This window comes from Mycolicibacterium litorale (assembly GCF_010731695.1).
Taxonomy (GTDB): Bacteria; Actinomycetota; Actinomycetes; order Mycobacteriales; family Mycobacteriaceae; genus Mycobacterium; species Mycobacterium litorale.
This window is the reverse complement of the sequence record NZ_AP022586.1, coordinates 2,935,725-2,960,358: the sequence shown is the minus strand read 5'-3', so window position 1 is coordinate 2,960,358 and position 24,634 is coordinate 2,935,725. Positions and strand designations below refer to the sequence as shown.

Genomic DNA, 24,634 nt, shown 5'->3' with positions numbered 1-24,634 from the left:
GCGAAGCCTCCGGTGCGGATAGGCTGACGGCAACGTCCCCGTCTCCTAGGAGGAGTATGTCTCGGCCGGCTGCGACGGTTCATCGCGTCATCAAGGCGTATGACGTACGTGGCCTGGTCGGTGAGGAGCTCGACGAGGCCTTCGTGGCCGACGTCGGCGGTGCCTTCGCGCGACTGGTCTCCGACTCCGCGGGACAGGTCGTCATCGGTCACGACATGCGGTCGAGCTCTCCCGCCCTGTCGGAGGCCTTCGCCGAAGGGGTGATGGCCCAGGGGCTCGACGTCGTGCGGATCGGCCTCGCGTCGACCGATCAGCTGTACTTCGCCTCCGGGCTTCTCGACTGCCCCGGTGCGATGTTCACGGCAAGCCACAACCCGGCCGCCTACAACGGCATCAAGCTGTGCCGCGCCGGCGCCAAACCCGTCGGCAAGGACACCGGACTGGCCCAGATCGCCGAGCAGGTCATCACCGGGGTGCCCGCCCACGACGGGCCCCGCGGCAGCGCCTCGGACCGTGACGTGCTGGCCGACTACGGGGATTTCCTGCGTTCGCTGGTGGACATCTCGGGGCTGCGTCCGCTGAAGGTCGCGGTCGACGCCGGAAACGGTATGGCGGGCCACACGACGCCCGCGGTTCTCGGGCCGATCGAGGCGGTGCGGTTGCTGCCGCTGTTCTTCGAACTCGACGGCACCTTCCCCCACCACGAGGCCAATCCGCTGGACCCGGCCAACCTCATCGACCTGCAGGCCTACGTGCTGGAGACCGGTGCGGACATCGGATTGGCGTTCGACGGCGACGCCGACCGCTGCTTCGTCGTCGACGAGAAGGGGCAGGCCGTGTCGCCCTCGGCGGTGACCGCGCTGGTGGCCGCGCGTGAACTCGGCCGCGAGATCGGCGCGACGGTGATCCACAACCTCATCACCTCGCGGGCGGTGCCCGAACTCGTCGCCGAACGCGGCGGGACCGCGGTCCGTTCGCGCGTCGGGCACTCGTACATCAAGGCGCTGATGGCCGAGACCGGCGCGATCTTCGGCGGCGAGCACTCGGCGCACTACTACTTCCGCGACTTCTGGGGTGCCGACTCCGGCATGCTCGCCGCGCTCCACGTGCTCGCGGCCCTCGGCGAACAGGACCGGCCGCTGTCGGACTTCATGGCCGACTACCAGCGCTACGAAGCGTCCGGCGAGATCAACTTCACCGTCGCCGACGCGCCGGTATGCGTTGAGGCCGTACTCAAGTCGTTCGGCACCCGGATCCACTCCATCGACCACCTCGACGGGGTCACCGTCGACCTCGGCGACGGCCGGTGGTTCAACCTGCGCACCTCGAACACCGAACCGTTGCTGCGGCTCAACGTCGAAGCGCGCACGGTCGAAGAGGTCGCCGAGGTGGTCGGGCAGGTCTCGCAGACGGTCCAGGCCGCGAACTCCGAACAGGGCAGGGCATCGACGTGAGCGCCGGGTCGTCGGCTGCCGTGGTGGACCTCGACGACGGTGACGGTCTGCTGGCCGCCGACCGCGAAGGGCTGCTGCGGGCCGCGGCGATGGCCGGTGCGCAGGTGCGCGCGACGGCGGCCGCCCTCGACGAGGGTCTGCTCGAGCCGCTGCGGTCCGGCCAGCCGCCGCGCACCGTGATCTGGCTGGCGGGCCGGGGTGCAGCAGAGACGGCTGGAGCGGTGCTGGCCGCCGCGTTCGGCGCCGGCGTCGCGGCCCCGATCGTCACCGTTTCCGAGGCGCCGCCCTGGATCGGCGCGCTCGACGTCCTGGTCGTGGCGGGGGACGACCCCGCGGACCCCGCGTTGGTGTCGGCGGCCGCCACCGGGGTGCGCCGCGGCGCCCGCGTCGTGGTGGTCGCGCCCTACGAAGGGCCGCTCCGGGATGCGACGGCGGGGCGGGCGGTCGTGCTGGCGCCACGGCTGTGGGTGCCCGACGACTTCGGATTGTCCCGCTATCTCGCGTCGGGACTTGCCATCCTGCAGGTGATCGACCCGGCGCTGCGGGTGGACCTGGGCGGACTCGCCGACGAACTCGACGCCGAGGCGCTGCGCAACAGCGCGGGGCGGGATCTGTTCACCAACCCGGCCAAGGCGCTGGCCGAGCGCATCTCGGGCCGCGACGTCGTCTTCGCCGGTGACAACGCGACCACGCTTGCGCTCGCCCGGCACGGTGCCGCGGTGCTGCTGCGCGTGGCGCAGGAGACCGTCGCGGCGGTCGGTCTCGGTGACGTGCTGGTCGCGCTGCGCGCCGGCTTCGGCGCCCCCGGTGCGGGGGGCCACGAGAGCTCGCTGTTCCACGACGAGGAACTCGACGGGCCGTTACCGCGCCGCGTGCGTACCTTCGTCCTGACCACCGACGCGGAGCGCCCGACGGTGTCGTCGCGGGTCAGTGGGTACGACGACGTCGACGTGGTCACGGCCGAAGATGTGCCCGACGGACCGGAACCCACCGCGGTCGCGTCCGCCGGCAGGGGGATCGAACAGCAATTGGCGAAACTGGCCGTGCGGTTGGAGATGACCGCGGTCTACCTGCGACTGGTCCGGGGTTGAGCGAGTGCATCTGCTGAGGGGGGCGGTGCGGACCTATGCGTGGGGTTCGCGGACCGCGATTGCCGAGTTCACCGGAAGGCCAAGTCCGACAGCGCATCCGGAGGCCGAGCTGTGGTTCGGTGCGCATCCGGGCGACCCGGCGTACCTGCAAGCCGACGACGGTGAAGTCTCGCTGCTCGACGCGCTGCGCGCCGATCCCGAAGGCCAGCTGGGCGCAGCGGTCCTCGGCCGGTTCGGCGAGACCCTGCCGTTCCTGGTGAAGGTGCTGGCCGCCGACGAGCCGTTGTCGCTGCAGGCCCACCCGAGTGCGATACAGGCCGCCGAGGGATTCGATCGTGAAGAGCGCCTCGGGATCCCGGTGACGGCGCCGATGCGCAACTACCGCGACCGCAGTCACAAACCCGAACTGCTGGTGGCGCTCGACCGGTTCGAGGCGCTCGCCGGGTTCCGCCCGGTCGCGCGCACCGTCGACCTGATGCGGGCGCTCGGGGTGCCCGAACTCGACCCGTTCGTCAATCTGCTGCACGGGCAGTCCGAACCCGACGGGCTGCGCGCCCTGTTCACCACGTGGATCACCGCGCCGCAACCCGATCTCGACGTGCTGGTGCCCGCGGTGCTCGACGGTGCGATCGACTACATCCGCGCCGGGCAGACCGAGTTCGCGGCCGAGGTGAAGACGGTGCTCGAACTCGGCGAACGCTATCCGGGGGACGCCGGCGTGCTGGCCGCCATGCTGCTCAACCGCATCACACTGAGCCCGGGTGAGGGGATCTATCTGCCCGCAGGGAACCTGCACGCGTATCTGCACGGTGTGGGTGTCGAGGTGATGGCCAACTCGGACAACGTCCTACGCGGCGGCTTGACACCCAAGCACGTCGACGTGCCTGAACTGCTGCGGGTACTCGATTTCACGCCGACTCCCGACCTCGTCCTGCGTCCCGAAATCGGAAGGGACGGAGTCGAACTCGACTACCTCACCCCGGCGGCGGAGTTCGCGGTGTCGGTGCTGCATCTCGACGGCGACAGCCTCGGCCACGAGGTCGACGCACCGTCGCGCCACGACGGCCCCCAGGTGCTGGTGTGCACCGACGGCGCGGTGGAGGTGCACGCCAAGGGCGGCACGCTGACCTTGCAGCGCGGCGCGGCGGCGTGGGTCACCGCCGACGACGGGCCGATCCGGTTGCTCGCGGCGGAGCCGACGAAGCTGTTCCGGGTGACCGTCGGGATCTAGCCGCTCACCACCAGGTCGGGGGCCGTACGTTTCGACGCGCGTTTCTCCGCCAGCCACAACCGCATGTTGTGGCCGATGGTGCGGCCCACCAGTCGGGGTGAGGGAACCATGTAGAGGCTGTCGAGCAGGCTGAACCGCCGCAGGAACCACTCCGCCAGCACCGGATCGGTCTCCGCGGCGCCGAGGAACTGGTCGAACAGGCTGCCCACCGGGCCGTACCACTTCGGCATGGGGCCGCTGGCGTTGTGCAGCGTGAGATCGCCGATCGCGTTCATCTGCCACACCGGGAACGTGGTCTTCGCCGTCGCCTTGCTCAGTGTGCGCGCCAGATCGCGCTCGGGACGCTGCAGCGCGCGGCGCAGGTGACCGGCCTGCAGCGACGTCATCGTCATGCCCTGCCCGAAGGTCGGGTTGAAGCTCACCACCGCGTCGCCGAATGGCACGATGCCCGCCGGGAATCGGTCGAGTTTGTCGTAGCGGCGCCAGCGGCTGGTGGGGTACTTGTGGAAAGCCATGTCGCCCAGGGGCGTTCCGGCGCGGAGCGCGGATGCGACGTGCGCGGGGAGGATCCTGTCGGCCAGGTCGCAGATCTCGGCGAAGTCCTGCGGTGGCGGCACCTTGCCCACGCCGAACGTCGTGACGTTCCAGTTGCCGTCCTCGTAGAACAGCATGCCCAGACCCAGCGGCTGCGCGGCCGACGCGCCGGCCACCACCACCTTCTCGGCGAGCAGGCCCTCGGGGATGTGCACCTGCTGGGTGGCGTAGGCGATGCCGACCTCGACGGTGTCCTCGTGGGGCCGTTCGAAACCCCACTGGCTCAACCACACCGGCAGCCGGGTGCCGCGGCCGGTGGCGTCGACGACGAGGTCGGCGTGGACGGTCTCCGGCTCGCCGTCGGCGTCGAGCAGCACGCCGGTGACGCGTTGCGCGGCGCGATCGAAGACCGGTTGGTCGACCGACCGGCGTTCGACGGTGACGTTGGGAATCGCGGTGGTGCGCCGCCGGATCTGCCATTCCAGTTGCGGACGGCTGGGGACGTACGCGGTGAACTCGTCGCGCAGGGTGTGCTGAGTGCCCAGCACATGGCCGGCGGCGCCGAAGTGGATGCAGTCGGGGCGGTTCTCCAGGATCGGCACGCCCTCGGCCACCATGTCGTCGAGCAGGCCGGGGTAGAGGCTCTCGAACTCCTGCGCACCGCGCGCCATCAGCAGGTGGACGTGGCGGCCCTGCGGTACCGCCGCCCGGTTGACCGGGCGTTCGGGCAGCTCGTCTCGCTCGTATACGGTCACCCGGTCGTAAACGTCCGACAGCACGCGCGCCGCACACATTCCCGCGATGCTGCCGCCGATGACGACCGCGTGTTTAGTACTCCGCCCCATCGGGTCACAGTACTCGGTACATTCCCCAGATCCGGGCCCGAACTCGCATCTGGACCCATCCGAAAGGGAAACGTCATGGCCGGCAGATGGCGCACGAAATCGGTCGAGCAGTCGATCGCCGACACCGACGAACCGGGGACCCGGCTCCGCAAGGATCTGAGCTGGTGGGATCTGACGGTGTTCGGGGTGTCGGTCGTGATCGGCGCGGGGATCTTCACCATCACGGCGTCGACGGCGGGCAACCTCACCGGGCCGGCGATCTCGATCTCGTTCATCATCGCCGCGGTCGCCTGCGGGCTGGCGGCGCTGTGCTACGCCGAATTCGCCTCGACCGTGCCGGTGGCGGGCAGCGCGTACACGTTCTCCTATGCGACCTTCGGCGAGTTCGTCGCGTGGATCATCGGCTGGGATCTGATCCTGGAGTTCGCGGTCGCGGCCGCGGTGGTCGCCAAGGGCTGGTCGAGTTATCTGGGCACGGTGTTCGGATTCGGCGGCGGGATCGCGAACTTCGGCGGGTTCGAGGTGGACTGGGGCGCACTGGTGATCATCGCGATCGTCACGATGTTGCTGGCCCGCGGGACGAAGCTCTCGGCGGAGGTCAGCCTGGTCATCACCGTCATCAAGGTGGCGGTGGTGCTGTTGGTGGTGATCGTGGGTTCGTTCTTCATCAAGGCGGCCAATTACTCGCCGTTCATCCCGCCCGCGGAGACCGGCGGGGGCGGCTCGGGTTCGGAACAGTCGCTGTTCTCGCTGATCACCGGCGCGGAGGGCAGCCACTACGGCTGGTACGGCCTGCTGGCCGGCGCCTCGATCGTGTTCTTCGCCTTCATCGGCTTCGACATCGTGGCCACCACGGCGGAGGAGACCAAGAACCCACAGCGCGACGTACCCCGCGGCATCCTCGCCTCGCTGGCGATCGTCACCGTGCTCTACGTGGCCGTGGCCGTGGTGCTGTCCGGGATGGTGTCCTACACCCAGCTGCGCGACGCGGGCAGCGGTGCCAACCTCGCGACCGCGTTCGAGGCCAACGGGGTGGACTGGGCGGCCACCGTCATCTCGATCGGTGCGCTGGCGGGCCTTACCACGGTGGTGATCGTGTTGATGCTGGGCCAGACCCGGGTGCTGTTCGCGATGTCGCGCGACGGTCTGTTGCCGCGCAAGCTCGCCCAGACCGGTGAACACGGCACGCCGGTGCGGATCACGGTGATCGTCGGCGTGGTCGTCGCGATCGCAGCGACGGTGTTCCCGATCGGGAAGCTCGAGGAGATGGTCAACATCGGGACGCTGTTCGCGTTCGTGCTGGTCTCGGCCGGTGTGATCGTGTTGCGGCGCAGCCGGCCGGACCTCAAGCGCGGCTTCAAGGCGCCGTTGGTGCCGCTGCTGCCGATCGCCTCGATCATCGCGTGCGTGTGGCTGATGCTGAACCTGACCGGGCTGACCTGGATGCGGTTCCTGATCTGGATGGCGATCGGCGTGGCCGTCTACTTCCTCTACGGCCGTCGCCATTCGGTGCTGGGTCGGCGCGAGCGGAAGGCAGTCGTCGAGTAGTCCGTTTTACAAAATGGCGTCCCGTGTCTAGACATCGGACAAAACTGCCTCTATAGTCAACTCAGTTCGTGTTGACGCTCACATGGAGGTGGTGCAGTGACCGCTGATCCGCAAGCCCTCGACGTCATCGAGTGGCGCGACAAGAAGCGCCATCTGTGGCTCATGGGTCTGATCGCCCCGACCGCGCTGTTCGTGATGCTGCCGATCGTGTGGGCGCTCAATGAAGTCGGCTGGCACGCCGCGGCCCAGGTGCCGTTCTGGATCGGCCCGATCCTGCTCTACGTCCTGCTGCCCGCACTCGATCTGCGGTTCGGGCCGGACGGGCAGAATCCGCCCGACGAGGTGATGGAGCGGCTCGAGAACGACCGGTACTACCGCTACTGCACCTACATCTACCTGCCGTTCCAATACGCCAGCGTGATCTTCGGCGCCTACCTGTTCACCGCGGCGGACCTCGGTTGGCTCGGTTTCGACGGCGGTCTGGGCTGGCCGGCGAAGATCGGGCTCGCGCTGTCGGTGGGCGTGCTGGGCGGCGTGGGCATCAACACCGCGCACGAACTCGGCCACAAGAAGGACTCGCTGGAACGCTGGCTGTCCAAGATCACGCTGGCGCAGACCTGGTACGGCCACTTCTACATCGAGCACAACCGGGGCCACCACGTCCGCGTCGCCACACCGGAGGATCCCGCCTCGGCACGGTTCGGTGAAACGTTCTGGGAGTTCCTGCCCCGCAGTGTCTGGGGGAGCTTGCGCTCGGCGTGGGAATTGGAGGCCAAGCGGCTCGAGCGCGCCGGCAAGAGCACGTGGCACTGGTCCAACGACGTGCTCAACGCCTGGGCGATGTCGGTGGTGCTGTGGGGTGCGCTGATCGCGGCGTTCGGAGTGGGATTGCTCCCGTACCTCGTCATCTCGTCGGTGTTCGGCTTCACGCTGCTCGAGACGGTGAATTACCTGGAGCACTACGGGCTGCTCCGGCAGAAGCTCGAGAGCGGCCGCTACGAGCGGTGCGCACCCGTGCACAGCTGGAACTCCGACCACATCGTGACCAATCTGTTCCTCTACCACCTGCAGCGGCACAGCGATCACCACGCGAATCCCACCCGGCGATACCAGACGCTGCGCAGCATGGCGGACGCGCCGAACCTGCCCAGCGGGTACGCGTCGATGATCGCGCTGACGTACTTCCCGCCGCTGTGGCGCAAGGTGATGGACCACCGGGTGCTGGCGCACTACGGCGGCGACATCACCCGGGTCAACATCCATCCGCGGGTGCGCGACAAGGTGCTGGCGAGGTACGCCGCATGACCGCCTACCGCTGCCCGGGCTGCGAGTACGTCTACGACGAGGCCGAGGGTGCGCCACGCGAGGGGTTCCCGGCGGGCACCCGCTGGGACGCCGTGCCCGACGACTGGTGCTGCCCGGACTGTGCGGTGCGGGAGAAAGTCGATTTCGAAAAGATCGGAGCTCGACCATGAGCGAGGACTACAAGCTGTTCGTCTGCGTGCAGTGTGGTTTCGAGTACGACGAGGCCAAGGGGTGGCCGGAGGACGGCATCGCCCCGGGCACCCGGTGGGACGACATCCCCGACGACTGGAGCTGCCCGGACTGCGGCGCGGCCAAATCGGACTTCGAGATGGTGGAGGTCGCCCGGGGATGACCGCTAAGGTCGCGCGTGTGACCAGCCCGCGCGACCGCCGCGTCCCCTACGCCGAGGCGTCGAGGGTGCTGCTGCGCGATTCGATCCTCGACGGGATGCGCGAACTGCTGCACACCCGCGACTGGTCGTCGATCACGCTGACCGACGTCGCGAAGGCCGCCGGCATCAGCCGCCAGACCATCTACAACGAGTTCGGTTCCCGCCAGGGGCTGGCCCAGGGGTACGCGCTGCGCCTGGCGGACCGCCTCGTCGACGCGGTCGACGACGCGATCGAGGGCAACGTCGGCCAGGTGTACGCCGCGTTCCTCGAAGGCTTCCGCGCGTTCTTCACCGAATCGGCCGCCGACCCGCTGGTGATCTCGCTGTTGTCGGGGGACACCAAACCGGATCTGCTGCAGATCATCACCACCGACAGCGGTCCGATCATCAGCCGGTGCTCGGACCGGCTGACCTCGACGTTCCAGCACAGCTGGGTCAAGGCCAGTGACGAGGACGCCGGAATCCTCGCCAGGGCCATCGTGCGCCTGGCGATGAGCTACGTCTCCATGCCGCCGGAAGCCGACCACGACGTGGCCGGTGACCTGGCCCGGCTCATGACGCCCTTCGCGGAGCGCTACGGTGTTATCGAGCAGGATCCGCGGTTGGCGAAGACGCACCGCCCCGATGGCTAATATGTAACTTAGCTAAATAATGCGACGCGCGCACGAGAAGGAAACACACATGACCACGACTGAGCAGCGGCTGACAGTCGATGTCCGCAACGGCATCGACTTCAAGGTCGCCGACCTGTCCCTGGCCGAATTCGGCCGCAAGGAGATCCGCCTGGCCGAGCACGAGATGCCGGGCCTGATGGCGTTGCGCCGCGAGTACCACGACGTGCAGCCGCTCAAGGGCGCCCGCATCTCGGGTTCGCTGCACATGACCGTGCAGACCGCGGTGCTCATCGAGACCCTCGCCGCGCTCGGCGCCGAGGTGCGCTGGGCGTCGTGCAACATCTTCTCCACCCAGGACCATGCCGCCGCCGCGATCGTCGTCGGCCCCAACGGCACCCCGGAAGAGCCGCAGGGCATCCCGGTGTTCGCCTGGAAGGGCGAGACGCTGGAGGAGTACTGGTGGGCCGCCGAGCAGATGCTGACCTGGCCGAACGAGCCGGCCAACATGATCCTCGACGACGGCGGTGACGCCACGATGCTGGTGCTGCGCGGTGCGCAGTTCGAGAAGGCCGGCGTGGTGCCCCCCGCCGAGGACGACGACTCCGCCGAGTACAAGGTCTTCCTGAACCTGCTGCGTGAGCGGTTCGAGACCGACAAGACCAAGTGGACGAAGATCGCCGAGTCGGTCCAGGGCGTGACCGAGGAGACCACCACCGGCGTGCTGCGGCTGTACCAGTTCGAGGCCGCCGGCGAGCTGCCGTTCCCGGCCATCAACGTCAACGACTCGGTCACCAAGAGCAAGTTCGACAACAAGTACGGCACGCGGCACTCGCTGATCGACGGCATCAACCGCGGCACCGACGTGCTGATCGGTGGCAAGAAGGTGCTGATCTGCGGTTACGGCGACGTCGGCAAGGGCTGCGCGGAATCGCTGGCGGGCCAGGGCGCCCGCGTCCAGGTCACCGAGATCGATCCGATCAACGCCCTGCAGGCGCTGATGGACGGCTTCGACGTCGTGACCGTCGAGCAGGCGATCTCCCAGGCCGACATCGTCATCACCTCGACCGGCAACAAGGACATCATCACCCTCGACCACATGAAGGCGATGAAGGACCAGGCGATCCTGGGCAACATCGGCCACTTCGACAACGAGATCGACATGGCGGCGCTGGAGCGTTCGGGCGCCCACCGGCTCAACATCAAGCCGCAGGTCGACCAGTGGACGTTCGAGGACGGCAAGTCGATCATCGTGCTGAGCGAGGGCCGACTGCTGAACCTGGGCAACGCGACCGGCCACCCGTCGTTCGTGATGAGCAACAGCTTCTCCAACCAGGTGATCGCGCAGATCGAGCTGTGGACGAAGAACGACGAGTACGACAACGCGGTGTACCGGCTGGCCAAGCACCTCGATGAGAAGGTCGCCCGCATCCACGTCGAGGCGCTCGGTGGCACGCTGACCAAGCTCACCAAGGAGCAGGCGGAGTACATCAACGTCGACGTCGAGGGCCCGTACAAGCCGGAGCACTACCGGTACTGACAGCCCGCACGAAAGAGCCCCGGCACCTGGTGTGTGCCGGGGCTCTTCGGTTCATTGGGCGGGCTTCGCGAGGGTGGCCGTTACGGACACGAGCCGATTTGTTAACCTTCGCGGATGGGTCGGGGGATTCGGGTTCTCTTCGCCGTTGTCAGCATTCTCGTCATCGCGGTCTCGGTATCCGGCATCGCCGCCGCCGACGATCCGACGATCGACGACCATCACCCGTACTTCAACGAAGACGAGTACCAGGCCTTCTACACCCCGCCGGAACCGTTGCCGCCGGGTGCGCCGGGGGACCTGATCCGGACGGAGCCGTCGCGACTGGTGCTCGAACCGTCCGGCGCACTCGGCATGATCATGGCGAACGGCACGCGAATCATGTACCGCAGCAACGATGCTCGCGGCAAACCCGTGGCCGTCACCGGCACCTACTTCGAACCGCACAACCCGTGGCCGCATCCCGGACCGCGCCCGCTGATCGTCTACGGACCCGGAACACAGGGGCAGGGCGACCAGTGCGCCCCGTCGCGCCAGTTCAACCAGGGCATCCACTGGGCGCCGTATCTGGACATCGCCTTCAATTACGAGGAGTTGTTCGTCGCGACGATGGTCGCCCGCGGCTTCGCGATCGTGATGACCGATTACGAAGGGCTCGGAACGCCGGGCCTGCACACCTACGTCAGCCGCGTCTCCCAGGGTCACGCCATGCTCGATGCCGCCAGGGCCGCCAAGCGGTTACCCGGGACGTCGCTGAAATCCGATGGGCCGGTGGCGTTCTGGGGATACTCCCAGGGCGGTGGGGCCGCGGCGTCGGCAGCCGAGATGGCCCAGCAGTACGCGCCCGAGCTCGGCATCGTCGGGACCTATGCGGGCGCACCGCCGGCCGACCTGAAGGCGTTGTTCCCGTTCGCCGACGGAAGCATGCTCGTCGGCGTCGTCGGTTACGCGCTCAACTCGGTGATGACCGCCTACCCGGAGCACGAGGCGGCGATCCGGGCGACGCTCACCCCGCGCGGCACGGACATGCTGTTCAAGGTGCAGGACCAGTGCGTCGCCGAGACGATCAGCAAGTTCATGTTCCGGCACCTGCAGCCGTACTTCAATCAGGACATCCACCAACTCGTCGAGCAGGAGCCGTTCAAGGCTCTGTTCGACGAGCAGAAGCTGGGACGGTCCACGCCGAATGCGCCAGTGTTGATCAACGCCAACAGATTCGACCCGCTGGTGCCGTGGGCGCCGGCGATGCAACTGGGTCGGGACTGGTGCGCGCAGGGCGCCGATGTGGAAGCGCGGACCAACGAACAACCGCCGTTCCTGAACAAGGCGGTGATCAACCATGCGTTGCCGATGCTCGTCGACGGCGAACCGGCGATGCAGTGGATCACCGACCGGTTCAAGGGCGTGCCGACGGCGCCCAACTGCGGGCGGTTCTGACACCGGTTTCCGCGAGGCCGGCATGGATCTTACGTGTCGGTGACCACCGTTTCGTGCTGTGGGCCCTGGGGTATTGAGAGCTCACAATCACTTGACGAGAGGGCATGGGATGGCCGAGGTCCACATCGGTGACGAGCAGGTCCGTGACGAGTTGTCGATGCTGGTGGCGCCGGTCAATCTCATCTCGCACGCCACGGTGCGCAACGCGGTCGCCCGGCTGCAGGACGACCATCGACTCACCGATCCCGATACGGCTTTCCGTGCGCTGCTGACGATTTCGCAGCGCTACGACGTCAAGCTGCGGCACTTGTCGGCGGCGGTCGTCAACACAGAGGCGGCCACCCGGTCGACCACGAGCGGGCCGGCGCCGGCCCTGTCGTTCTCGCTGCGCGGCCGCGGCGATGCGCCGAAGCGGGCGGACGTGCTCGCCGACCTGTTGACCACCGCGGTCGACCTCTTCTCCGCACCGGCGGGTGCGGTGCAGCTGCGCGACGCCATGCATGGCGGACTGTGCATCGAAAGCCATACCGGTCTGTCGGAGCAATTCCGGCATCACTTCAGCTATGTGGAGCTGGACGGTTCGGCGGCCGGGTACGCCACCGGGCACTGTGAGGTCGTGCGCGTCGACGATGTCGCGATCTCTTCGCTGTACAACCTCATCGACATGGAAGTGCTGGCGCAGTCCGGGATTCAGGCCGAGCTCGCGGTGCCGATGTGCGACGAGGATGGACGCAACTGGGGAGCCGTGACGGTCATGTTCGACTCGCCGCGGCCCCGCATCGACCCGTTCGCGGTCGAGATGTTGCACGGGCACGCCGATTCCTGCGCACAATGGCTGCGCTGGTACGACAATGCGGTGATGCCGATGCTCGTCGATGCGGTGCACGACGTTGCCGCGGGGCAGAGCGCCTCCACCGCCGAGGCGGTGTAGACAGCCCATTGGCTGTGTAGGTGTCGTAGAGTTTGTTCTCGATGACGGCACCTGGGGTGGGAGTGCGCGGTGACCGCGGCCGGTGACGCCGGCCGGGTCCTGCAGGTGGTCGAGAACCACTTCGCCGCAGGCGATCACATACGCGCCGAGGAGGCGATTCGGGCGGCGTTGGCAGCGGACCCGCACAATCCGCGCTTGTTGACGGCGTTTGCGCGCGCGAAGCTGGGGCAGTCGGACTGGTCGGCCGCCGCGGCCAGCGCGCACGCGGCACTGTCCGCCGAACCGGACAACGAGCACACGATGCGTGTCTACACGCGCGCGCTGGAGATGCTGGGCCGGAGGGACGAGGCGCTGTCGATGGCTTGGCGGACGGCCTCGGCGCATCCGTCGAGCTACCAGGCGCAGTACGGCCATGCGCGACTGTTGAAGGCAACGGGTCGCATGGGCGAGGCGATGGCGGCGGTCAACGAGGCGTTGCGGCTCAACCCGGCAGACGTCGACTCTTTGATCTTGCGTGGGGACATGTTCAGCGCGCTCGGGCAATACCAATGGGCTGAGGCCGATTACCGGCAGGCATTACAGCTGAACCCTCAGCACGCCGACGCCATCCACAGTCTCGCGGTACTCGAGAACGCCCGCGGCAGGCGGCGCAGTGCGATGCGGGGCTTCGTCGAGGCGGAACGCGCGGATCCGTCGTACCGGGATGTGGTGCGCCAGAACCTCGGTGTCATCGTCGGTGGTGTGCTGCGTCGGTCGGCGTGGGTGGTGTTGATCGTGGGGTTCGCGGTGATCCTGACGTACACGCTGGGCGAAGACGGCCACCCCACCGTGATCCCGCGCGTTGTGGCGGGTGTCGGTGCACTGGCGCTGGTCGCGATGTACGCGCGCGTGATGCGCGATATGCCGGGCGGGCAGCTCAAATCGGTTGTCCGACAACGGCAGATGCTCGCTTTACGGATACTGCAGCTGGTCGCTGCAGTGGTGCTGGGTGCGTTGACCGCCGCGATCGGCGCGATGACGGTGCCCGCAGTGGCGGCGTCTGTGCTGGTGCTCTCGCTACCGGTGGTCGTGATCGTCGGAGCGTTGACCGGCGAGCGGCTGTGGTGAGGTGGCCGCTGGGTCTGACTATTGAGGGCGATGTCACCTGCCAGGAGCTGGCTGTAGGTCTGCGACCGAGCAGCTGGAAGCACGCATCGGTTACAGCGCGCAAGGGGACGAGGTTGTTCTTGTTCCGCGCTCCTACTCAGTCTGATTCATAGCGCAACCCTCACATGATCTGTGATTGTGCGCCGATCATCTGGACCCCCTGCGAGCCGTCAGGGCCGCCATAGAGGCCGACTTTCGGCGGACACACTGCCGGCGTGCACGGATCGAACCCTCACTTGAGGATCTCCAGGTCCGCCTTGTCCAGAACGGGAAAGGAAACATCCGGATAGTCGGCACGGATTTGGGCGGCCAGGTTCTTGAGTTGTTCGATATCGTCAGCGCCCCAGGCGAGCGAATCGATCAGGAAAAAGCGGCCGATGTCCACCTTGTAGTCGCCATCGCTGAACATGACTTTCAAAACCCTCGATCCATTCTCAGTCGCGTAGAGCGTGAAATCCCATGGGCTCATGGCGATCTTACTCAATTGCATCAGATGATTTCTCCTGTCTTCATGCCTCTCACGGTGTAGTCCCGCCCATTCGGCATCCCATCCGTGTGCACCACGGCCTCGAAGTCTCCTTCGGGGAGTTTTCCCCCGGGCAGGCAGCCACCTCGCTCAGACCAGTACACCTCCCACATGCCATCCGATGACTGCTCGAGACACCACGAATAATCGGCATGTCCCCTAGGGCGAGAACTTCGGGAGCTATCCCTATGGCTTCGAGCGCTCGTGCGAGCTCGGTTCGATTCACAGCGAAGTCTCTCGACTACCTGATGATGGTCGAAATCCACGCGATGCGACTGATTCGTCGTCTCCCTGGCTTGTCGGACTGCGCTGGTTCTCTACTCCCCGGACATTCGCCAGGCGACTGGCGTCGACGGCAACTTCATACACCGCGGGCTCTACAAGTTCCGCAGTGACTCGTTCAGCGTCGGCTGGGTCATCGGAGAGTAGAAGCACCTCGGCTCGTCATGGTGGTCCAGTCCGTGTTCGACGATGGCCGCAGCGAGGTTGGCCGTGAGCAGTTTCTGAAGGACCAGCGGTTCAGACACGACGAACCTCCTCCACGGTGACGTCTGTCAGGTCCTCTGGAGCGACGACGCCAGTCCAACCCGTGTACTGATCACCATTCAAGCCGAGTTCGATAGCTACGCCGGGCGGACCGACGAATTCGATCCCTATCCGGCCGTCGGGCAACCGCTCCTGGAGAGAGACGGAGTGACCGGCAAGCTTGCCGCGCGCTCGGACATGGATCAATCCATCCAGTTCAGACCTCGGTACCTTCACCCAGGCCTGATAGCGGCGCTGTCCTACCGACGACTCACCGGACTCGAAGCCGTCGGGGACGTCGGCGGGGTCGGCTCGTAGCGCCACCCACTCGTCGCCGCTGAACGCGATCGGATAACGATGCCCGTGGTACTCGGCCACCGCACCCGTCACCGGTACCTCATCCATCAGTTGCCCTGTGGAATCCACGACCCGCCCCTGAGCACCGGCACCAAAGGTTGAGTCCCGTCATCGAGAACCTCCCACATCTCGGCACCTTTCCGCATCGTGAAGTCTTTGGCGATGTACTCCGGAACGACGTCGTCGCCCGCTTTGGTGAAGCCATTCCCCGTGAACGATCGTCCCATGCGTCGTACTCTCCGCTACCGCCCATGTCGGAGTTGCGTGGGACGTCGTACTGACCGGTTGATTCCGGGTCGCCTGGAACCGGATGAGATGAGTTTCCGCGTCGTGTGGGGCGAAGGGTGTGTCGGTGTAGTCCAGTCGTAGTCAGGTAGCGCGGTGGTGTCCCGCCCATCCACTTGCGGCGAAGCGACCGGCGGCAGATCGTCCGGTAGTCGGTCGGCGTTGCCTACACCTCGGTCGTGTCCACTTCCGGCCACGCCCCCTGGTTCTGCCGGCTCATCCACTCCGCGTGCGACATCGCCACGCTCGACAGCCAATCCGTCGGATCGTGAAGGTATGTCTGTTTGTCGATCGTCAGGGGATGCTGCTGCGTCGGCTCCGGCGGATCGGTCAACGACTCCGCTGCCATCTGGTACTCGATCCGCTGCCTGTCCTCCCGGATCCGGCGAATCGTGATGCGCCACTGGTGCGGATAGATCTGGCGACCAGGAAGCGGTTCGCCCGTCCTCTTCGCCTCCGCGTACTGCTGGGCTATCAGGTCCCTCGGGAGGCTCGACTGAACCGTCACCACCCCGGTCTCCTTGTCGATGATCAGACTCGCCATCCCCAGACCACGCCCCAGGTTCTCCTGCGGGGGAAGGTTCTGCTTGCAGATCCATCCGCTCTCGAAGGGCTGCACCTCGAACGTCACGCTCGGTTGTATCTGTGCCAGATACGCCAGTGCCTGTTCCCGCGTCTCCAGTTGCATTTCCGCGTACTCCTTCACTGGGGGAAACTGGCGTCGCCCACAGCGACGCACTCCGGTCGATCATCGCGGCCGGTGGATGGTCAGACATGGTCCGCATCTGCGGGTGCCACCAAGCAGGTTCAGCCGCATTCTCCGGGTAGACCACCACGGTCGCATGTGAACCTTCGATGACAGCTCGGCCGTCGGAACTGTATGTCCACCATAGTTGCCTGCGCCAGAACCTCGGTGTCATTGTCGGTGGTGTGCTGCGCCGGTCGGCGTGGGTGGTGTTGATCGTGGGGTTCGCGGTGATCCTGACGTACACGCTGGGCGAGGACGGCCACCCCACCGTGATCCTGCGCATTGTGGCGGGTGTCGGTGCACTGGCGCTGGTCGTGATGTACGCGCGCGTGATGCGCGATATGCCGGGCAGGCAGCTCAAATCGGTTGCGCGACAACGGCAGATGCTCGCGGTACGGATACTGCAGCTGGTCGCGGCAGTGGTGCTGGGTGCGTTGACCGCCGCGATCGGCGCGATGACGGTGCCCGCAGTGGCGGCGTCTGTGCTGGTGCTGCCTCTGCCTGTGGTCGTGATCGTCGGAGCGGTGACCGGCGAGCGGCTGTGGTGAGGTGGGACTGGACCGGGGTTCATTGACCGGCTGAGCGCCGCGGTGGCGTGAACCTTCCGGGAGAGAATATGGGTACCGCGGGCTGGGCCATAGCATGGGTGACGTGCTCGATGACTGTCCGCTCCAGTTCGGCTCTCGACTCTGGGAGTTCAGGCGCCCAACCCTTCTCAGTCAGGAGAACGACGGGGTTGGTGAGGCCGGGAACAGCGATCGCCCCAGCCGGCAGCAGCAGCGTTCCCGGAAGAATCGCAATCTCCAACTCCTCGGGGTGCCGCGACATCGGCGCGATGGAACGGCCGGTCATGGTCACGATGGCCGCGACACGTTCCGAGGTGAAATTCTCGCTGGCCACTCGTGGATCGGCTGACGTGGGAAGGATGTCGCCCAAAGTGAACGCCGCATTCGGGGGAGGTCCCGACATGCCTCTGTATGTGATCGCAGCGGTCGCGGGAAGCTGGGATAGCGCGCTTACTGGATCAGTGGGCATCTGTTGCTCTCTTGGACTCTATGGCGGCCAACGTCGCCACGGCGGCGCGTAGGACGAACTCGTCACCGCGTGCCTCACCGTGCACGTCCCATTGCCAACTTCCAACATAGGTCACCCCGCGGTCGGGGAGACCGGGAAACCCTACTTGCAATTCTTCCGCCATCGGCATCGCGACCACGGGTTGCGCCGTCTGTTCGAGGAGCTTGATCACCACCTCGGGGGTGTTCCCCGTGTATTGAGCGGTCTCTTCGTTGTGCCGCCCCAGCAAGTAGGCGTCAGGGGGGCCTTCGCCTCGTGTGCTCCGGTTGATGGCGACCCACAGTGCCGTTGTGCCTTCTCCCACGGCCACCCCGTACTCGGTGGGGAACAACGGTCGACCGAGCCTCACAAGGCCTTCACTCAACACGTCGATTCCGTTGTACGGGTAGTCGTGCAGCGAGTGAACCGCCTGGCATCCGCCGACTTCCCACTTGCGCGCATACGGGACCGAAAGGCCATGGCCTTTCCGTCTTCGCGAGACAAGCGCATCGGTGATGTCAGCTGGGGTGAATGGCTGCGGACTCATGGTTGGACCTGCTTCAGGGTGATCTCTACGACGCCGTCGGCTCCGAGAGTGCGGGATACCACTTCGAACTGCGAACCACGCGGAAACAGAATCTCGGCTTCGTCGGTATAGCGGGAGAGCTGTGACACATCCACTCCATTGTGGCCCTCCACACGCAGCAACGTGGGAGTCTTGTCTGGGGCCGCGCTGACCGCGAAGTGTCGGGCGACGTTCGAGTCGAGCGAGGTACTGAAGTACGCAGCATCGGTGAAGATGTCGCCCATCTCCAATTGCGCAAGTAACTCGTCAGAGGCATGCAGCCCTCGCCAGGTGGACGACACCGAGTCGGCTGCGTCGGCTCTGTACGGTGGCAGCGCCGCCAGCCCATCGTCAGTGTCTGAGATCCTCTCTTCCCACGATGCGCGCTGAGCATCGGTCATCGATTCGATCGAATCTGCCCCGAGGGCCGACTGCTGTTGTGGTGACAGCGGATCGATATCCCGGAGATAAGGGTTCATGCCTTGGTAGTTCTCAGTCGTGTAGTCGTACACACCGGCGACGCCGTCCTGGGTGATCCTGGGATACGCATCGGCGACAGCGCTCGCCCAGTCGTCGAACCGGTCCGGGTCGACCGATCCGTCCGGCAGGCGGTATTCCCTGTTGATGTCGCTAAGATCGGGCAGTCGCTCGCCGGGGATGCCGTGGTTGGCCGGCGGGTCGTGTAATCCGGTGTGTGGGGGGTTGTTCGGCAGATCGGGTTGTCTGTGGTCTGCCGGGCGTTCCGCGGGAGGAGGTGAGGCCTCCGCGCCCCGGGCGCTGGGCGTGTCCAATCCTGTGGGAGATTGCTGATTCGCGGAGCTCGACGGAGGCTCTTTCGCCGGATTCACCGGTGCCGTGGGCGTATGACCCGGCGCCGGGCCAGTTGCCGACGGCTGTTGTGTGCGTGGAACTTCAGTCGACCCCGCGTGCGGCGTCCGCGCATCCGATGTCCGCGAATCCGGTGTCCGCGCCTCGGGGGTCCGCGCATCCGGTGTGGGCGTCGGGCTCGCGCTGTGGGTCGTCCCCGGAGCGTGCGAGGCCATCGGCCCGATGCCGGCCATCCCGACCGGCGGCGTCGCGGCGGCCGAGTCCTGACGCCCCTCGCTCGGCGTATGTGCGTGTTGGTCAGGCGAATTGGCCGCGGCGGTAGTGCGATCGTGTCCGGCATGATGCTCCGCCGCGGGCGGGGGAGCAGCGGGCTGATCCACCGGTGTGTGCGTACGGTCGGCCGATTGTCCGTTGGGTTCGACTGCGTTCGAATGTGTTTCGCTCGGCGGGTAGCCGCCGGCGTGCTGGTCTGGCGACGGGGACGTGCCGGCATCCGGGTGGATCGGGCCGTTGTGGGACGGCGCCGTCTCGGACCTCGGGGGTTCCTGGGTCGTGGGCGAGTGGCTGGGCTCCGACGCCGGCCGGCCGGCGTCGGGGGACGTCGAGGGACTCGACGACTCTGGTGCGTGATTGGTGGCAGGCGGCGCAGAATCGCCGGCGGTCGGTACCTGGCTCGGCGCGTCAACAGGCTGGCTCGGCCCCGGCGATGCCGGTGACGGCGGCTGCGGTGACGGTCCGTCCGTTCGCACCGGGCCGGAATCCGGTGGGCCGCTGGCGGTTCCAGGGGGACCAGGTGGCGGACCGTCGCCTCCGCCGCCGACGCCGCGACTCTCGCCACCGCCCGGGGCGGCGGCCGGCCCCGGCGGGTTCGGCGGGCCCGCCGGACCTTCCAAGCCGCGCGGGCTGGACGGGGCGTCGACGCCGCCGGGTGCCGTCGGGTTGATCAGGGACTCCGGGATCGCCGGCGGGCGGACCTCCGGGATATCCGGAACCCTCGACCCCACTCCCTCGAGGTCGGGAACATTGTCGAGGTTCGGTGTGCCGCTTCCCGAGCCGAGGCCGCGCAGCCCCGGTATCCGCCCGTCTTCCAGCAGTCCGCGGGTGGCCCGCAGCCCCTTGGCCACGGTGCCCGTCTTCGACAGCGCCCCCCCGGGGACGAACAGGGAGCCGATGTTGAACGCGGCCTCACCGGCAGCCCGGCCCGGGTGGTCGCCGGACCACTTGTCCAACGCGATGAACTCCGCACCCATGTCGGCCAGGACGCCGGGCAGCTTCGACGGGTCCTGCGCCACCGACATCGCGACCTCCGCCATCCCCTTCCAGGTGTCGGGGTCGGCCATCGACACGGTGCCCGCCACGGTGTTGATCAACCCCGTCGTCAGCCCGACCTGGAAGTCGGTGTACAGCGTGAACGCGTCGGCGAGAGCGCCACCCACCTCGTCGCCGAGCAGCGTCTCCAGCTTGGGGCGCACCCATTGCTGAATGCTCGTCACCGCGTCGCCGAGGGCTGCGGCGAGTTCCTCGAGTAGTCCGACGACTCCTTTGACCTGGTCCTGGAAGTTCTCCAGCACGGTGCCGATATCGCGGGCGACCTCGCGCAGGATGTCGTCGGCCTCGCCGGTGAAGATGCCCTTCACCGTGTCCCACAGGCCGTCCAGGGAGATGCGGTCGAGCAGGCGGCGGATGGCGTCCTGGGTCTCCTGCACGCCGGCGGCGAAATCGTCGATCGACGTTCCGAGTGTCGACGCCGAATCCGCGAGTCCCGTCGTGAACTGTCCCAGCTTGGTGAGAACTTCCCCGATCTTCTCGCCTTCGGGGATGTTCTGCGCGGCCACAGTGCTTTTCACTGTCGCCATCTCCTGCTCGAACACCGACAATCCGGTGGCGAGGTTGTGCCACTGCGTGGCGGTCAGCCGCATCATCGCGGAATTGCCGGTCGGCCACGTCAGCGCGGCGCCCGCGAACATGCCGCCGGGGATCACGTTCAGAAACGGCACGACGAGATGCCATTTGCTCGGTGGGGGAATCATGACCCCGTTCGGGCCCGTCGCCGCGTCCCCGGCCGCGGTCGGACTCGGCTCAGCGCCCAGCCCTCCCGTCGGCCCCGATCCGCCGACGGTCGACACCGCGTCGGCGTTCTTGTAGTTGTAGCCGGTCGCCTCGATCATGTAGCCCACGGATTTGAACGAATTCGCCCCGTCGGCCAGCCCATCGGCGAACTCCTGCGCCTGGTCGCCGTATTTCAACCCGAAGTTCAACCCGGCCGGATCGGTGCCCGAGGCGATGCCGCCGGACACCAGCTGGCCCAACGCATCCGACAGCATGCCCAACTGCGTGCCGAGCGAGCCCATCTGCTTGCCCGCAGCGATCAGCGCGTCCGGATCGACCTCGATCAGCAGGCCGGAGGCTGCTACGCCCACATCCGCCCGTTCTTCTCCACCGCATCGGCGTAGTTCCTGCGCGCCATCTCGGCGATCTTCTGCAGTTGCGACAGCGCCTCTTTCATCTGTTCGGCGCCGTCCTCCCACTGCTGCTGCGACCGCGCCTGGGCGTCCGAAGCCTCGCCGTGCCACGTCGCGCGCAGGGCCACCATGGTCTGGTCGACGTCCTCCAGGACCTCCGCGACGTCACGCTCGAACTCGCGCATGTGGTCGATGGCCGACTGCAGTTGCGAGAAGCTCACCACCAACTGGGTCATCGCAGCTGGTCTCCCACAACAGGCACGGCCTCGACGGCCGGCTCGAGCGAGTCGAGGGGCACGGGGGACCCGGTGACGTTCCCTGGCTCCGCCGAATCGCCGAGCGGTGCGTCTTCCGAGTCTTTCTCGTCGTCACCGGCTTGCTGTGCCAGCTCGACGATCTGCTGCGCCAGCGCGGCGGCCTGCTGTGCCAGCCCGCCCGCCGCCTGGGCGGACTGTCCCGCGGCCCCCTGTACGGCTTGCGCGGCCGTCGGGACGAATTGACCGAACTGCGCTGCCGGCGAGGTGGCCGGCCCCGACAGGTTCATCTGCTGAGCCAAGTCGGCACCACCGCCCTGGCCGCGCGCGGTCCCGCCGGCGGTCTGCCATGTGGCGTGCCCGCCGGCGGGGCCTCCACCCGTGCTGCCCCCGCCCGTGGACGCACCTGGACCGCCCGATTGCTGCATCGCCGAGTCGACCGCCCCGGCAGCCTGCTCGTCGGTCTTCGCGTACTCCTTGGCCGCGACCGTCAACCACTGCGACATCGTCTGCAAACCGCGCACCACCTGGCCCGCCCCGGAATGCCACTTGTCCCATTCCGTGCCGAAGGCCGACGCCGCCCCGCCCTTCCATCCGGACCCGAGTAGCTGCCCGACTTCCAGATCCACGCCGGAGAGGCCGTCCTGGAGGCGCTGTCCGGCGTCTGCCAGCCGCGCCGCCGCCGAGTCCAGCTCGGAGACGACAACTTCCACTGATTGCCCCATTCGGCGAACCTCCAGAACCTAGGCGGTCGGCTTCGACGTCGAAATCGATGAAACGTGCATGGTGCGCTGACGCCGGTTGGGGCTCCATCAACCAACAGCAAACTCCCCGGCCGGCGATTAGGAGCTTATCGGCGGTTGGGGGAGGTCGGATGCACCAGTTGTGCGCCCGACGGAACCGACCGGCATCGAGTCGCGTCCAACGCGGCGCCGTGGGTGTTTCCGCCGTAGCGCACGAGGTACTCCGGGAGGCAGTCGTGTCTGCGACTGCGGAGGAGGGCACACATGAGCGCCACCGACACCGTCCTGGCCGGCCTGGCCGGGATCCGCGACTGGCAGCAGGACTGCTACCGAGATCTGCACCGGAACCCCGAACTGTCACACCAGGAGTTCGGCACGGCCCGTAAGATCGCCGACCGGCTCGGCGGCCTCGGATACCAGGTGCACGACGGTATCGGCGGCACCGGTGTGGTCGGCGTGCTCGCGAACGGGCCCGGACCCACCGTGCTGCTGCGCGCCGACATGGACGCGCTGCCGGTGGCCGAGGCCACCGGACTGGACTACGCCAGCACCGTCCACAGCACCGATCGTGACGGCCACGAGGTCCCGGTCATGCACGCCTGCGGGCATGACGTCCACGTGACCGCCCTGCTCGGCGCGGCGCAACTGCTCGCCGAGGGCACCGACGAATGGCACGGTACGGCCGTCGCCCTGTTCCAGCCGGCCGAAGAAACGGCCGACGGCGCCCGCGCCATGGTCGACGACGGCCTGGCGGACGTGCTGCCCGCGGTCGACGTCGCACTCGGACAGCACGTCCTGCCGCTTCCCGCTGGCATGGTGGGCACGCACGCCGGTCCGTTCCTGGCCGCCGCGGACAGCATGCGGATCACCGTGCACGGCCGCGGTTCGCACGGATCCATGCCACAGTCGTCGGTCGATCCGGTGGTGCTGGCCGCGATGATCGTGCTGCGGTTGCAGACCGTCGTCTCGCGTGAGGTCGCTCCGTCAGAACCCGCTGTTCTCACCGTCGGCAGCATCCAATCGGGCAGCAAGAGCAACGTCATCCCGGATCGAGCGGTGCTGCAACTCAACATCCGCACATTCAGCGAGCAGACGCGCACCACGATCCTCGACACGGTCCGCCGGATCGTCACGGCCGAATGCGAGGCCTCCGGATCGCCGAAGGACCCGGAGTTCGAGTTGTTCGACCGCTTCCCGCTGACCGACAACGACGCCGAGACCACGACGCGCGTGCACGACGCGTTCGCGTCGTTCTTCGGCGACAAATGCTGGGAGATGCCGCAGGGCGCGGCCAGCGAGGACTTCAGCGAGATCCCGACGGCGCTCGGGGTGCCGTACACGTACTGGGGTGTCGGCGGTGTCGATCCGGCGGCGTTCCGCAGAGCCGCCGAAGCCGGGCGGGTGGAGCAGGACATTCCGGTCAACCACTCGCCGAACTTCGCACCGGTCATCCAGCCGACCCTCGACACCGCCACCCAGGCGCTGGTGGTGGCGGCGATGACCTGGCTGACCCCCGCCGGCTGACCCCACGACCGACCGGCACCCCGCTACGCTCGGCGGGTGCTGATCGCGATCGAAGGTGTCGACGGCGCCGGCAAACGGACGTTGACCAACGGTGTGCGTGCCGCCTTCGAAGGGGTCGGCCGCTCGGTGGCGACGCTGGCGTTCCCGCGCTACCACCGGTCGGTGACCGCCGACCTGGCCGCCGAGGCGCTGCACGGCGGTCACGGCGACCTCGCCGGATCGGTGTACGCAATGGCGGTGCTGTTCGCCCTCGACCGCGCCGACGCCCGCGAGGAGATCGGGCACCTCACCGCGGCCTACGACGTGGTGATCCTCGACCGCTACGTCGCCTCCAACGCCGCCTACAGCGCCGCGCGCCTGCACCAGGCCGCCGACGGCGAGGTCGTCGAGTGGGTGCGGACGCTGGAGTACGACCGGTTGGATCTGCCTGCCGTCGACTGGCAGATCCTCCTCGACGTGCCCACGGAGGTGGCCGCCGAGCGCGCCGAGCGCCGGGCCGAACAGGAAGCCGACCGTGCCCGCGACGCCTACGAGCGCGACGGCGGGCTGCAGCGGCGCACTGGAGACGTCTACACGGCGCTGGCCGCAATGGACTGGTGTGGCCGCTGGATGGTGGCCGGGCCCGACGCCGACGGGGCGGCACTGGCCGAGCGGCTCACCGCTTCCTGAGGTCAACAGGCGAAACGCCCCGTGTGGCAGCAGG

Annotated in this window: 26 protein-coding genes; 15 read left to right on the top strand and 11 right to left on the bottom strand. The window is 67.4% G+C overall.

Annotation, left to right across the window (positions count from 1 at the left end; all coding sequences use genetic code 11):
• The first annotated feature begins 56 nt into the window (after positions 1 to 56).
• The 3 genes from G6N30_RS14040 to manA are packed head-to-tail and all read left to right on the top strand — an operon-like array spanning position 57 to position 3,776.
• Positions 57 to 1,454: a phosphomannomutase/phosphoglucomutase gene (locus tag G6N30_RS14040; protein ID WP_134053737.1), complete on the top strand. Its 1,398-nt coding sequence runs from the start codon at positions 57 to 59 to the stop codon at positions 1,452 to 1,454.
• Entirely contained in the window at positions 1,451 to 2,545 is a 1,095-nt protein-coding gene (locus G6N30_RS14035; protein ID WP_134053735.1) for a TobH protein, read from the top strand. Before G6N30_RS14040 ends, G6N30_RS14035 begins: the two co-directional genes overlap by 4 nt.
• Before the next feature lie 4 nt (positions 2,546 to 2,549).
• Complete coding sequence (manA, locus tag G6N30_RS14030) at positions 2,550 to 3,776, top strand: mannose-6-phosphate isomerase, class I (protein ID WP_134053733.1); 1,227 nt, start codon at positions 2,550 to 2,552, stop codon at positions 3,774 to 3,776.
• On the opposite strand, the gene G6N30_RS14025 is transcribed toward manA, so the two are convergent.
• Entirely contained in the window at positions 3,773 to 5,155 is a 1,383-nt protein-coding gene (locus tag G6N30_RS14025; protein WP_134053731.1) for an FAD-dependent oxidoreductase, read from the bottom strand. The genes manA and G6N30_RS14025 overlap by 4 nt on opposite strands.
• Before the next feature lie 75 nt (positions 5,156 to 5,230).
• Between G6N30_RS14025 and G6N30_RS14020 the strand changes: the two genes are divergently transcribed.
• From G6N30_RS14020 to G6N30_RS13980, 9 genes are all read left to right on the top strand, one after another.
• Complete coding sequence (locus tag G6N30_RS14020) at positions 5,231 to 6,703, top strand: amino acid permease (protein WP_134053729.1); 1,473 nt, start codon at positions 5,231 to 5,233, stop codon at positions 6,701 to 6,703.
• Between the two features lie 162 nt (positions 6,704 to 6,865).
• Positions 6,866 to 8,008 (top strand): alkane 1-monooxygenase, encoded by a 1,143-nt coding sequence (locus G6N30_RS14015; RefSeq protein ID WP_234880181.1) that lies wholly within the window; start codon positions 6,866 to 6,868, stop codon positions 8,006 to 8,008.
• Positions 8,005 to 8,178 (top strand): rubredoxin, encoded by a 174-nt coding sequence (locus tag G6N30_RS14010; protein WP_134053725.1) that lies wholly within the window; start codon positions 8,005 to 8,007, stop codon positions 8,176 to 8,178. The genes G6N30_RS14015 and G6N30_RS14010 overlap by 4 nt, the downstream gene beginning before the upstream one ends.
• Complete coding sequence (locus G6N30_RS14005; protein ID WP_134053723.1) at positions 8,175 to 8,360, top strand: rubredoxin; 186 nt, start codon at positions 8,175 to 8,177, stop codon at positions 8,358 to 8,360. Before G6N30_RS14010 ends, G6N30_RS14005 begins: the two co-directional genes overlap by 4 nt.
• Positions 8,361 to 8,377: 17 nt before the next feature.
• Positions 8,378 to 9,031 (top strand): TetR family transcriptional regulator AlkX, encoded by a 654-nt coding sequence (gene alkX, locus G6N30_RS14000; RefSeq protein WP_179965457.1) that lies wholly within the window; start codon positions 8,378 to 8,380, stop codon positions 9,029 to 9,031.
• Between the two features lie 49 nt (positions 9,032 to 9,080).
• Positions 9,081 to 10,550, top strand: a complete 1,470-nt coding sequence (gene ahcY, locus G6N30_RS13995; protein WP_134053719.1) for an adenosylhomocysteinase — start codon at positions 9,081 to 9,083, stop codon at positions 10,548 to 10,550.
• A 114-nt stretch (positions 10,551 to 10,664) separates the two neighbouring features.
• Complete coding sequence (locus tag G6N30_RS13990; protein ID WP_234880125.1) at positions 10,665 to 11,984, top strand: lipase family protein; 1,320 nt, start codon at positions 10,665 to 10,667, stop codon at positions 11,982 to 11,984.
• A gap of 109 nt (positions 11,985 to 12,093) precedes the next feature.
• Positions 12,094 to 12,915 carry an ANTAR domain-containing protein gene (locus tag G6N30_RS13985; RefSeq protein ID WP_134053717.1) on the top strand — a complete coding sequence of 274 codons (822 nt, stop codon included), beginning with the start codon at positions 12,094 to 12,096 and terminating at the stop codon, positions 12,913 to 12,915.
• Between the two features lie 69 nt (positions 12,916 to 12,984).
• Complete coding sequence (locus G6N30_RS13980) at positions 12,985 to 14,022, top strand: tetratricopeptide repeat protein (RefSeq protein WP_134053715.1); 1,038 nt, start codon at positions 12,985 to 12,987, stop codon at positions 14,020 to 14,022.
• Between the two features lie 271 nt (positions 14,023 to 14,293).
• On the opposite strand, the gene G6N30_RS13975 is transcribed toward G6N30_RS13980, so the two are convergent.
• From G6N30_RS13975 to G6N30_RS13955, 5 genes are all read right to left on the bottom strand, one after another.
• Entirely contained in the window at positions 14,294 to 14,551 is a 258-nt protein-coding gene (locus tag G6N30_RS13975; protein ID WP_134053713.1) for a hypothetical protein, read from the bottom strand.
• A 413-nt stretch (positions 14,552 to 14,964) separates the two neighbouring features.
• Entirely contained in the window at positions 14,965 to 15,114 is a 150-nt protein-coding gene (locus G6N30_RS13970; protein WP_163687584.1) for a hypothetical protein, read from the bottom strand.
• On the bottom strand, positions 15,107 to 15,517 hold the full coding sequence (locus G6N30_RS13965; RefSeq protein ID WP_234880124.1) for a hypothetical protein: 411 nt from the start codon (positions 15,515 to 15,517) through the stop codon (positions 15,107 to 15,109). Before G6N30_RS13965 ends, G6N30_RS13970 begins: the two co-directional genes overlap by 8 nt.
• Entirely contained in the window at positions 15,517 to 15,696 is a 180-nt protein-coding gene (locus tag G6N30_RS13960) for a hypothetical protein (protein ID WP_134053710.1), read from the bottom strand. The genes G6N30_RS13965 and G6N30_RS13960 overlap by 1 nt, the downstream gene beginning before the upstream one ends.
• Before the next feature lie 224 nt (positions 15,697 to 15,920).
• Positions 15,921 to 16,460, bottom strand: a complete 540-nt coding sequence (locus G6N30_RS13955; protein WP_134053708.1) for an SUKH-4 family immunity protein — start codon at positions 16,458 to 16,460, stop codon at positions 15,921 to 15,923.
• Positions 16,461 to 16,609: 149 nt separating this feature from the next.
• On the opposite strand from G6N30_RS13955, the gene G6N30_RS13950 reads away from it, so the two are divergent.
• Positions 16,610 to 17,050, top strand: a complete 441-nt coding sequence (locus G6N30_RS13950) for a hypothetical protein (protein WP_134053706.1) — start codon at positions 16,610 to 16,612, stop codon at positions 17,048 to 17,050.
• A 19-nt stretch (positions 17,051 to 17,069) separates the two neighbouring features.
• Here the strand turns inward: G6N30_RS13950 and G6N30_RS13945 are convergent, their stop codons facing one another.
• The 5 genes from G6N30_RS13945 to G6N30_RS13925 form a co-directional block, all read right to left on the bottom strand.
• Positions 17,070 to 17,402 (bottom strand): rhodanese-like domain-containing protein, encoded by a 333-nt coding sequence (locus tag G6N30_RS13945; RefSeq protein ID WP_134053704.1) that lies wholly within the window; start codon positions 17,400 to 17,402, stop codon positions 17,070 to 17,072.
• Between the two features lie 124 nt (positions 17,403 to 17,526).
• A complete protein-coding gene (locus tag G6N30_RS13940) occupies positions 17,527 to 18,102 on the bottom strand; it encodes a hypothetical protein (protein ID WP_134053702.1) in 576 nt (191 codons plus the stop codon).
• Complete coding sequence (locus G6N30_RS13935) at positions 18,099 to 21,368, bottom strand: ADP-ribosyltransferase (RefSeq protein ID WP_163687581.1); 3,270 nt, start codon at positions 21,366 to 21,368, stop codon at positions 18,099 to 18,101. The genes G6N30_RS13940 and G6N30_RS13935 overlap by 4 nt, the downstream gene beginning before the upstream one ends.
• Positions 21,359 to 21,646 carry a WXG100 family type VII secretion target gene (locus G6N30_RS13930; protein ID WP_134053700.1) on the bottom strand — a complete coding sequence of 96 codons (288 nt, stop codon included), beginning with the start codon at positions 21,644 to 21,646 and terminating at the stop codon, positions 21,359 to 21,361. The genes G6N30_RS13935 and G6N30_RS13930 overlap by 10 nt, the downstream gene beginning before the upstream one ends.
• Positions 21,643 to 22,389, bottom strand: a complete 747-nt coding sequence (locus tag G6N30_RS13925) for a WXG100 family type VII secretion target (RefSeq protein WP_134053698.1) — start codon at positions 22,387 to 22,389, stop codon at positions 21,643 to 21,645. The genes G6N30_RS13930 and G6N30_RS13925 overlap by 4 nt, the downstream gene beginning before the upstream one ends.
• A 282-nt stretch (positions 22,390 to 22,671) precedes the next feature.
• On the opposite strand from G6N30_RS13925, the gene G6N30_RS13920 reads away from it, so the two are divergent.
• Together G6N30_RS13920 and G6N30_RS13915 are read left to right on the top strand one after the other, a co-directional pair.
• Complete coding sequence (locus tag G6N30_RS13920) at positions 22,672 to 23,931, top strand: amidohydrolase (protein WP_134053696.1); 1,260 nt, start codon at positions 22,672 to 22,674, stop codon at positions 23,929 to 23,931.
• Between the two features lie 36 nt (positions 23,932 to 23,967).
• A complete protein-coding gene (locus G6N30_RS13915) occupies positions 23,968 to 24,600 on the top strand; it encodes a dTMP kinase (protein WP_134053694.1) in 633 nt (210 codons plus the stop codon).
• Positions 24,601 to 24,634 lie beyond the last annotated feature (34 nt).

Excerpts from the sequence above, each read along its gene's own strand:
- G6N30_RS14005 (WP_134053723.1), top strand. The coding sequence starts at position 8,175 with ATGAGCGAGGACTACAAGCTGTTCGTCTGCGTGCAGTGTGGTTTCGAG.
- G6N30_RS13960 (WP_134053710.1), bottom strand. The coding sequence starts at position 15,696 with ATGGGACGATCGTTCACGGGGAATGGCTTCACCAAAGCGGGCGACGAC.
- G6N30_RS13975 (WP_134053713.1), bottom strand. The coding sequence starts at position 14,551 with ATGCAATTGAGTAAGATCGCCATGAGCCCATGGGATTTCACGCTCTAC.
- G6N30_RS13950 (WP_134053706.1), top strand. The coding sequence starts at position 16,610 with ATGACAGCTCGGCCGTCGGAACTGTATGTCCACCATAGTTGCCTGCGC.
- G6N30_RS14010 (WP_134053725.1), top strand. The coding sequence starts at position 8,005 with ATGACCGCCTACCGCTGCCCGGGCTGCGAGTACGTCTACGACGAGGCC.
- G6N30_RS13940 (WP_134053702.1), bottom strand. The coding sequence starts at position 18,102 with ATGAGTCCGCAGCCATTCACCCCAGCTGACATCACCGATGCGCTTGTC.
- G6N30_RS14020 (WP_134053729.1), top strand. The coding sequence starts at position 5,231 with ATGGCCGGCAGATGGCGCACGAAATCGGTCGAGCAGTCGATCGCCGAC.
- G6N30_RS14040 (WP_134053737.1), top strand. The coding sequence starts at position 57 with ATGTCTCGGCCGGCTGCGACGGTTCATCGCGTCATCAAGGCGTATGAC.
- G6N30_RS14025 (WP_134053731.1), bottom strand. The coding sequence starts at position 5,155 with ATGGGGCGGAGTACTAAACACGCGGTCGTCATCGGCGGCAGCATCGCG.
- G6N30_RS14015 (WP_234880181.1), top strand. The coding sequence starts at position 6,866 with ATGGGTCTGATCGCCCCGACCGCGCTGTTCGTGATGCTGCCGATCGTG.
- G6N30_RS13965 (WP_234880124.1), bottom strand. The coding sequence starts at position 15,517 with ATGGATGAGGTACCGGTGACGGGTGCGGTGGCCGAGTACCACGGGCAT.
- G6N30_RS13920 (WP_134053696.1), top strand. The coding sequence starts at position 22,672 with ATGAGCGCCACCGACACCGTCCTGGCCGGCCTGGCCGGGATCCGCGAC.
- G6N30_RS13930 (WP_134053700.1), bottom strand. The coding sequence starts at position 21,646 with ATGACCCAGTTGGTGGTGAGCTTCTCGCAACTGCAGTCGGCCATCGAC.
- G6N30_RS13925 (WP_134053698.1), bottom strand. The coding sequence starts at position 22,389 with ATGGGGCAATCAGTGGAAGTTGTCGTCTCCGAGCTGGACTCGGCGGCG.
- G6N30_RS13990 (WP_234880125.1), top strand. The coding sequence starts at position 10,665 with ATGGGTCGGGGGATTCGGGTTCTCTTCGCCGTTGTCAGCATTCTCGTC.
- ahcY (WP_134053719.1), top strand. The coding sequence starts at position 9,081 with ATGACCACGACTGAGCAGCGGCTGACAGTCGATGTCCGCAACGGCATC.
- G6N30_RS13985 (WP_134053717.1), top strand. The coding sequence starts at position 12,094 with ATGGCCGAGGTCCACATCGGTGACGAGCAGGTCCGTGACGAGTTGTCG.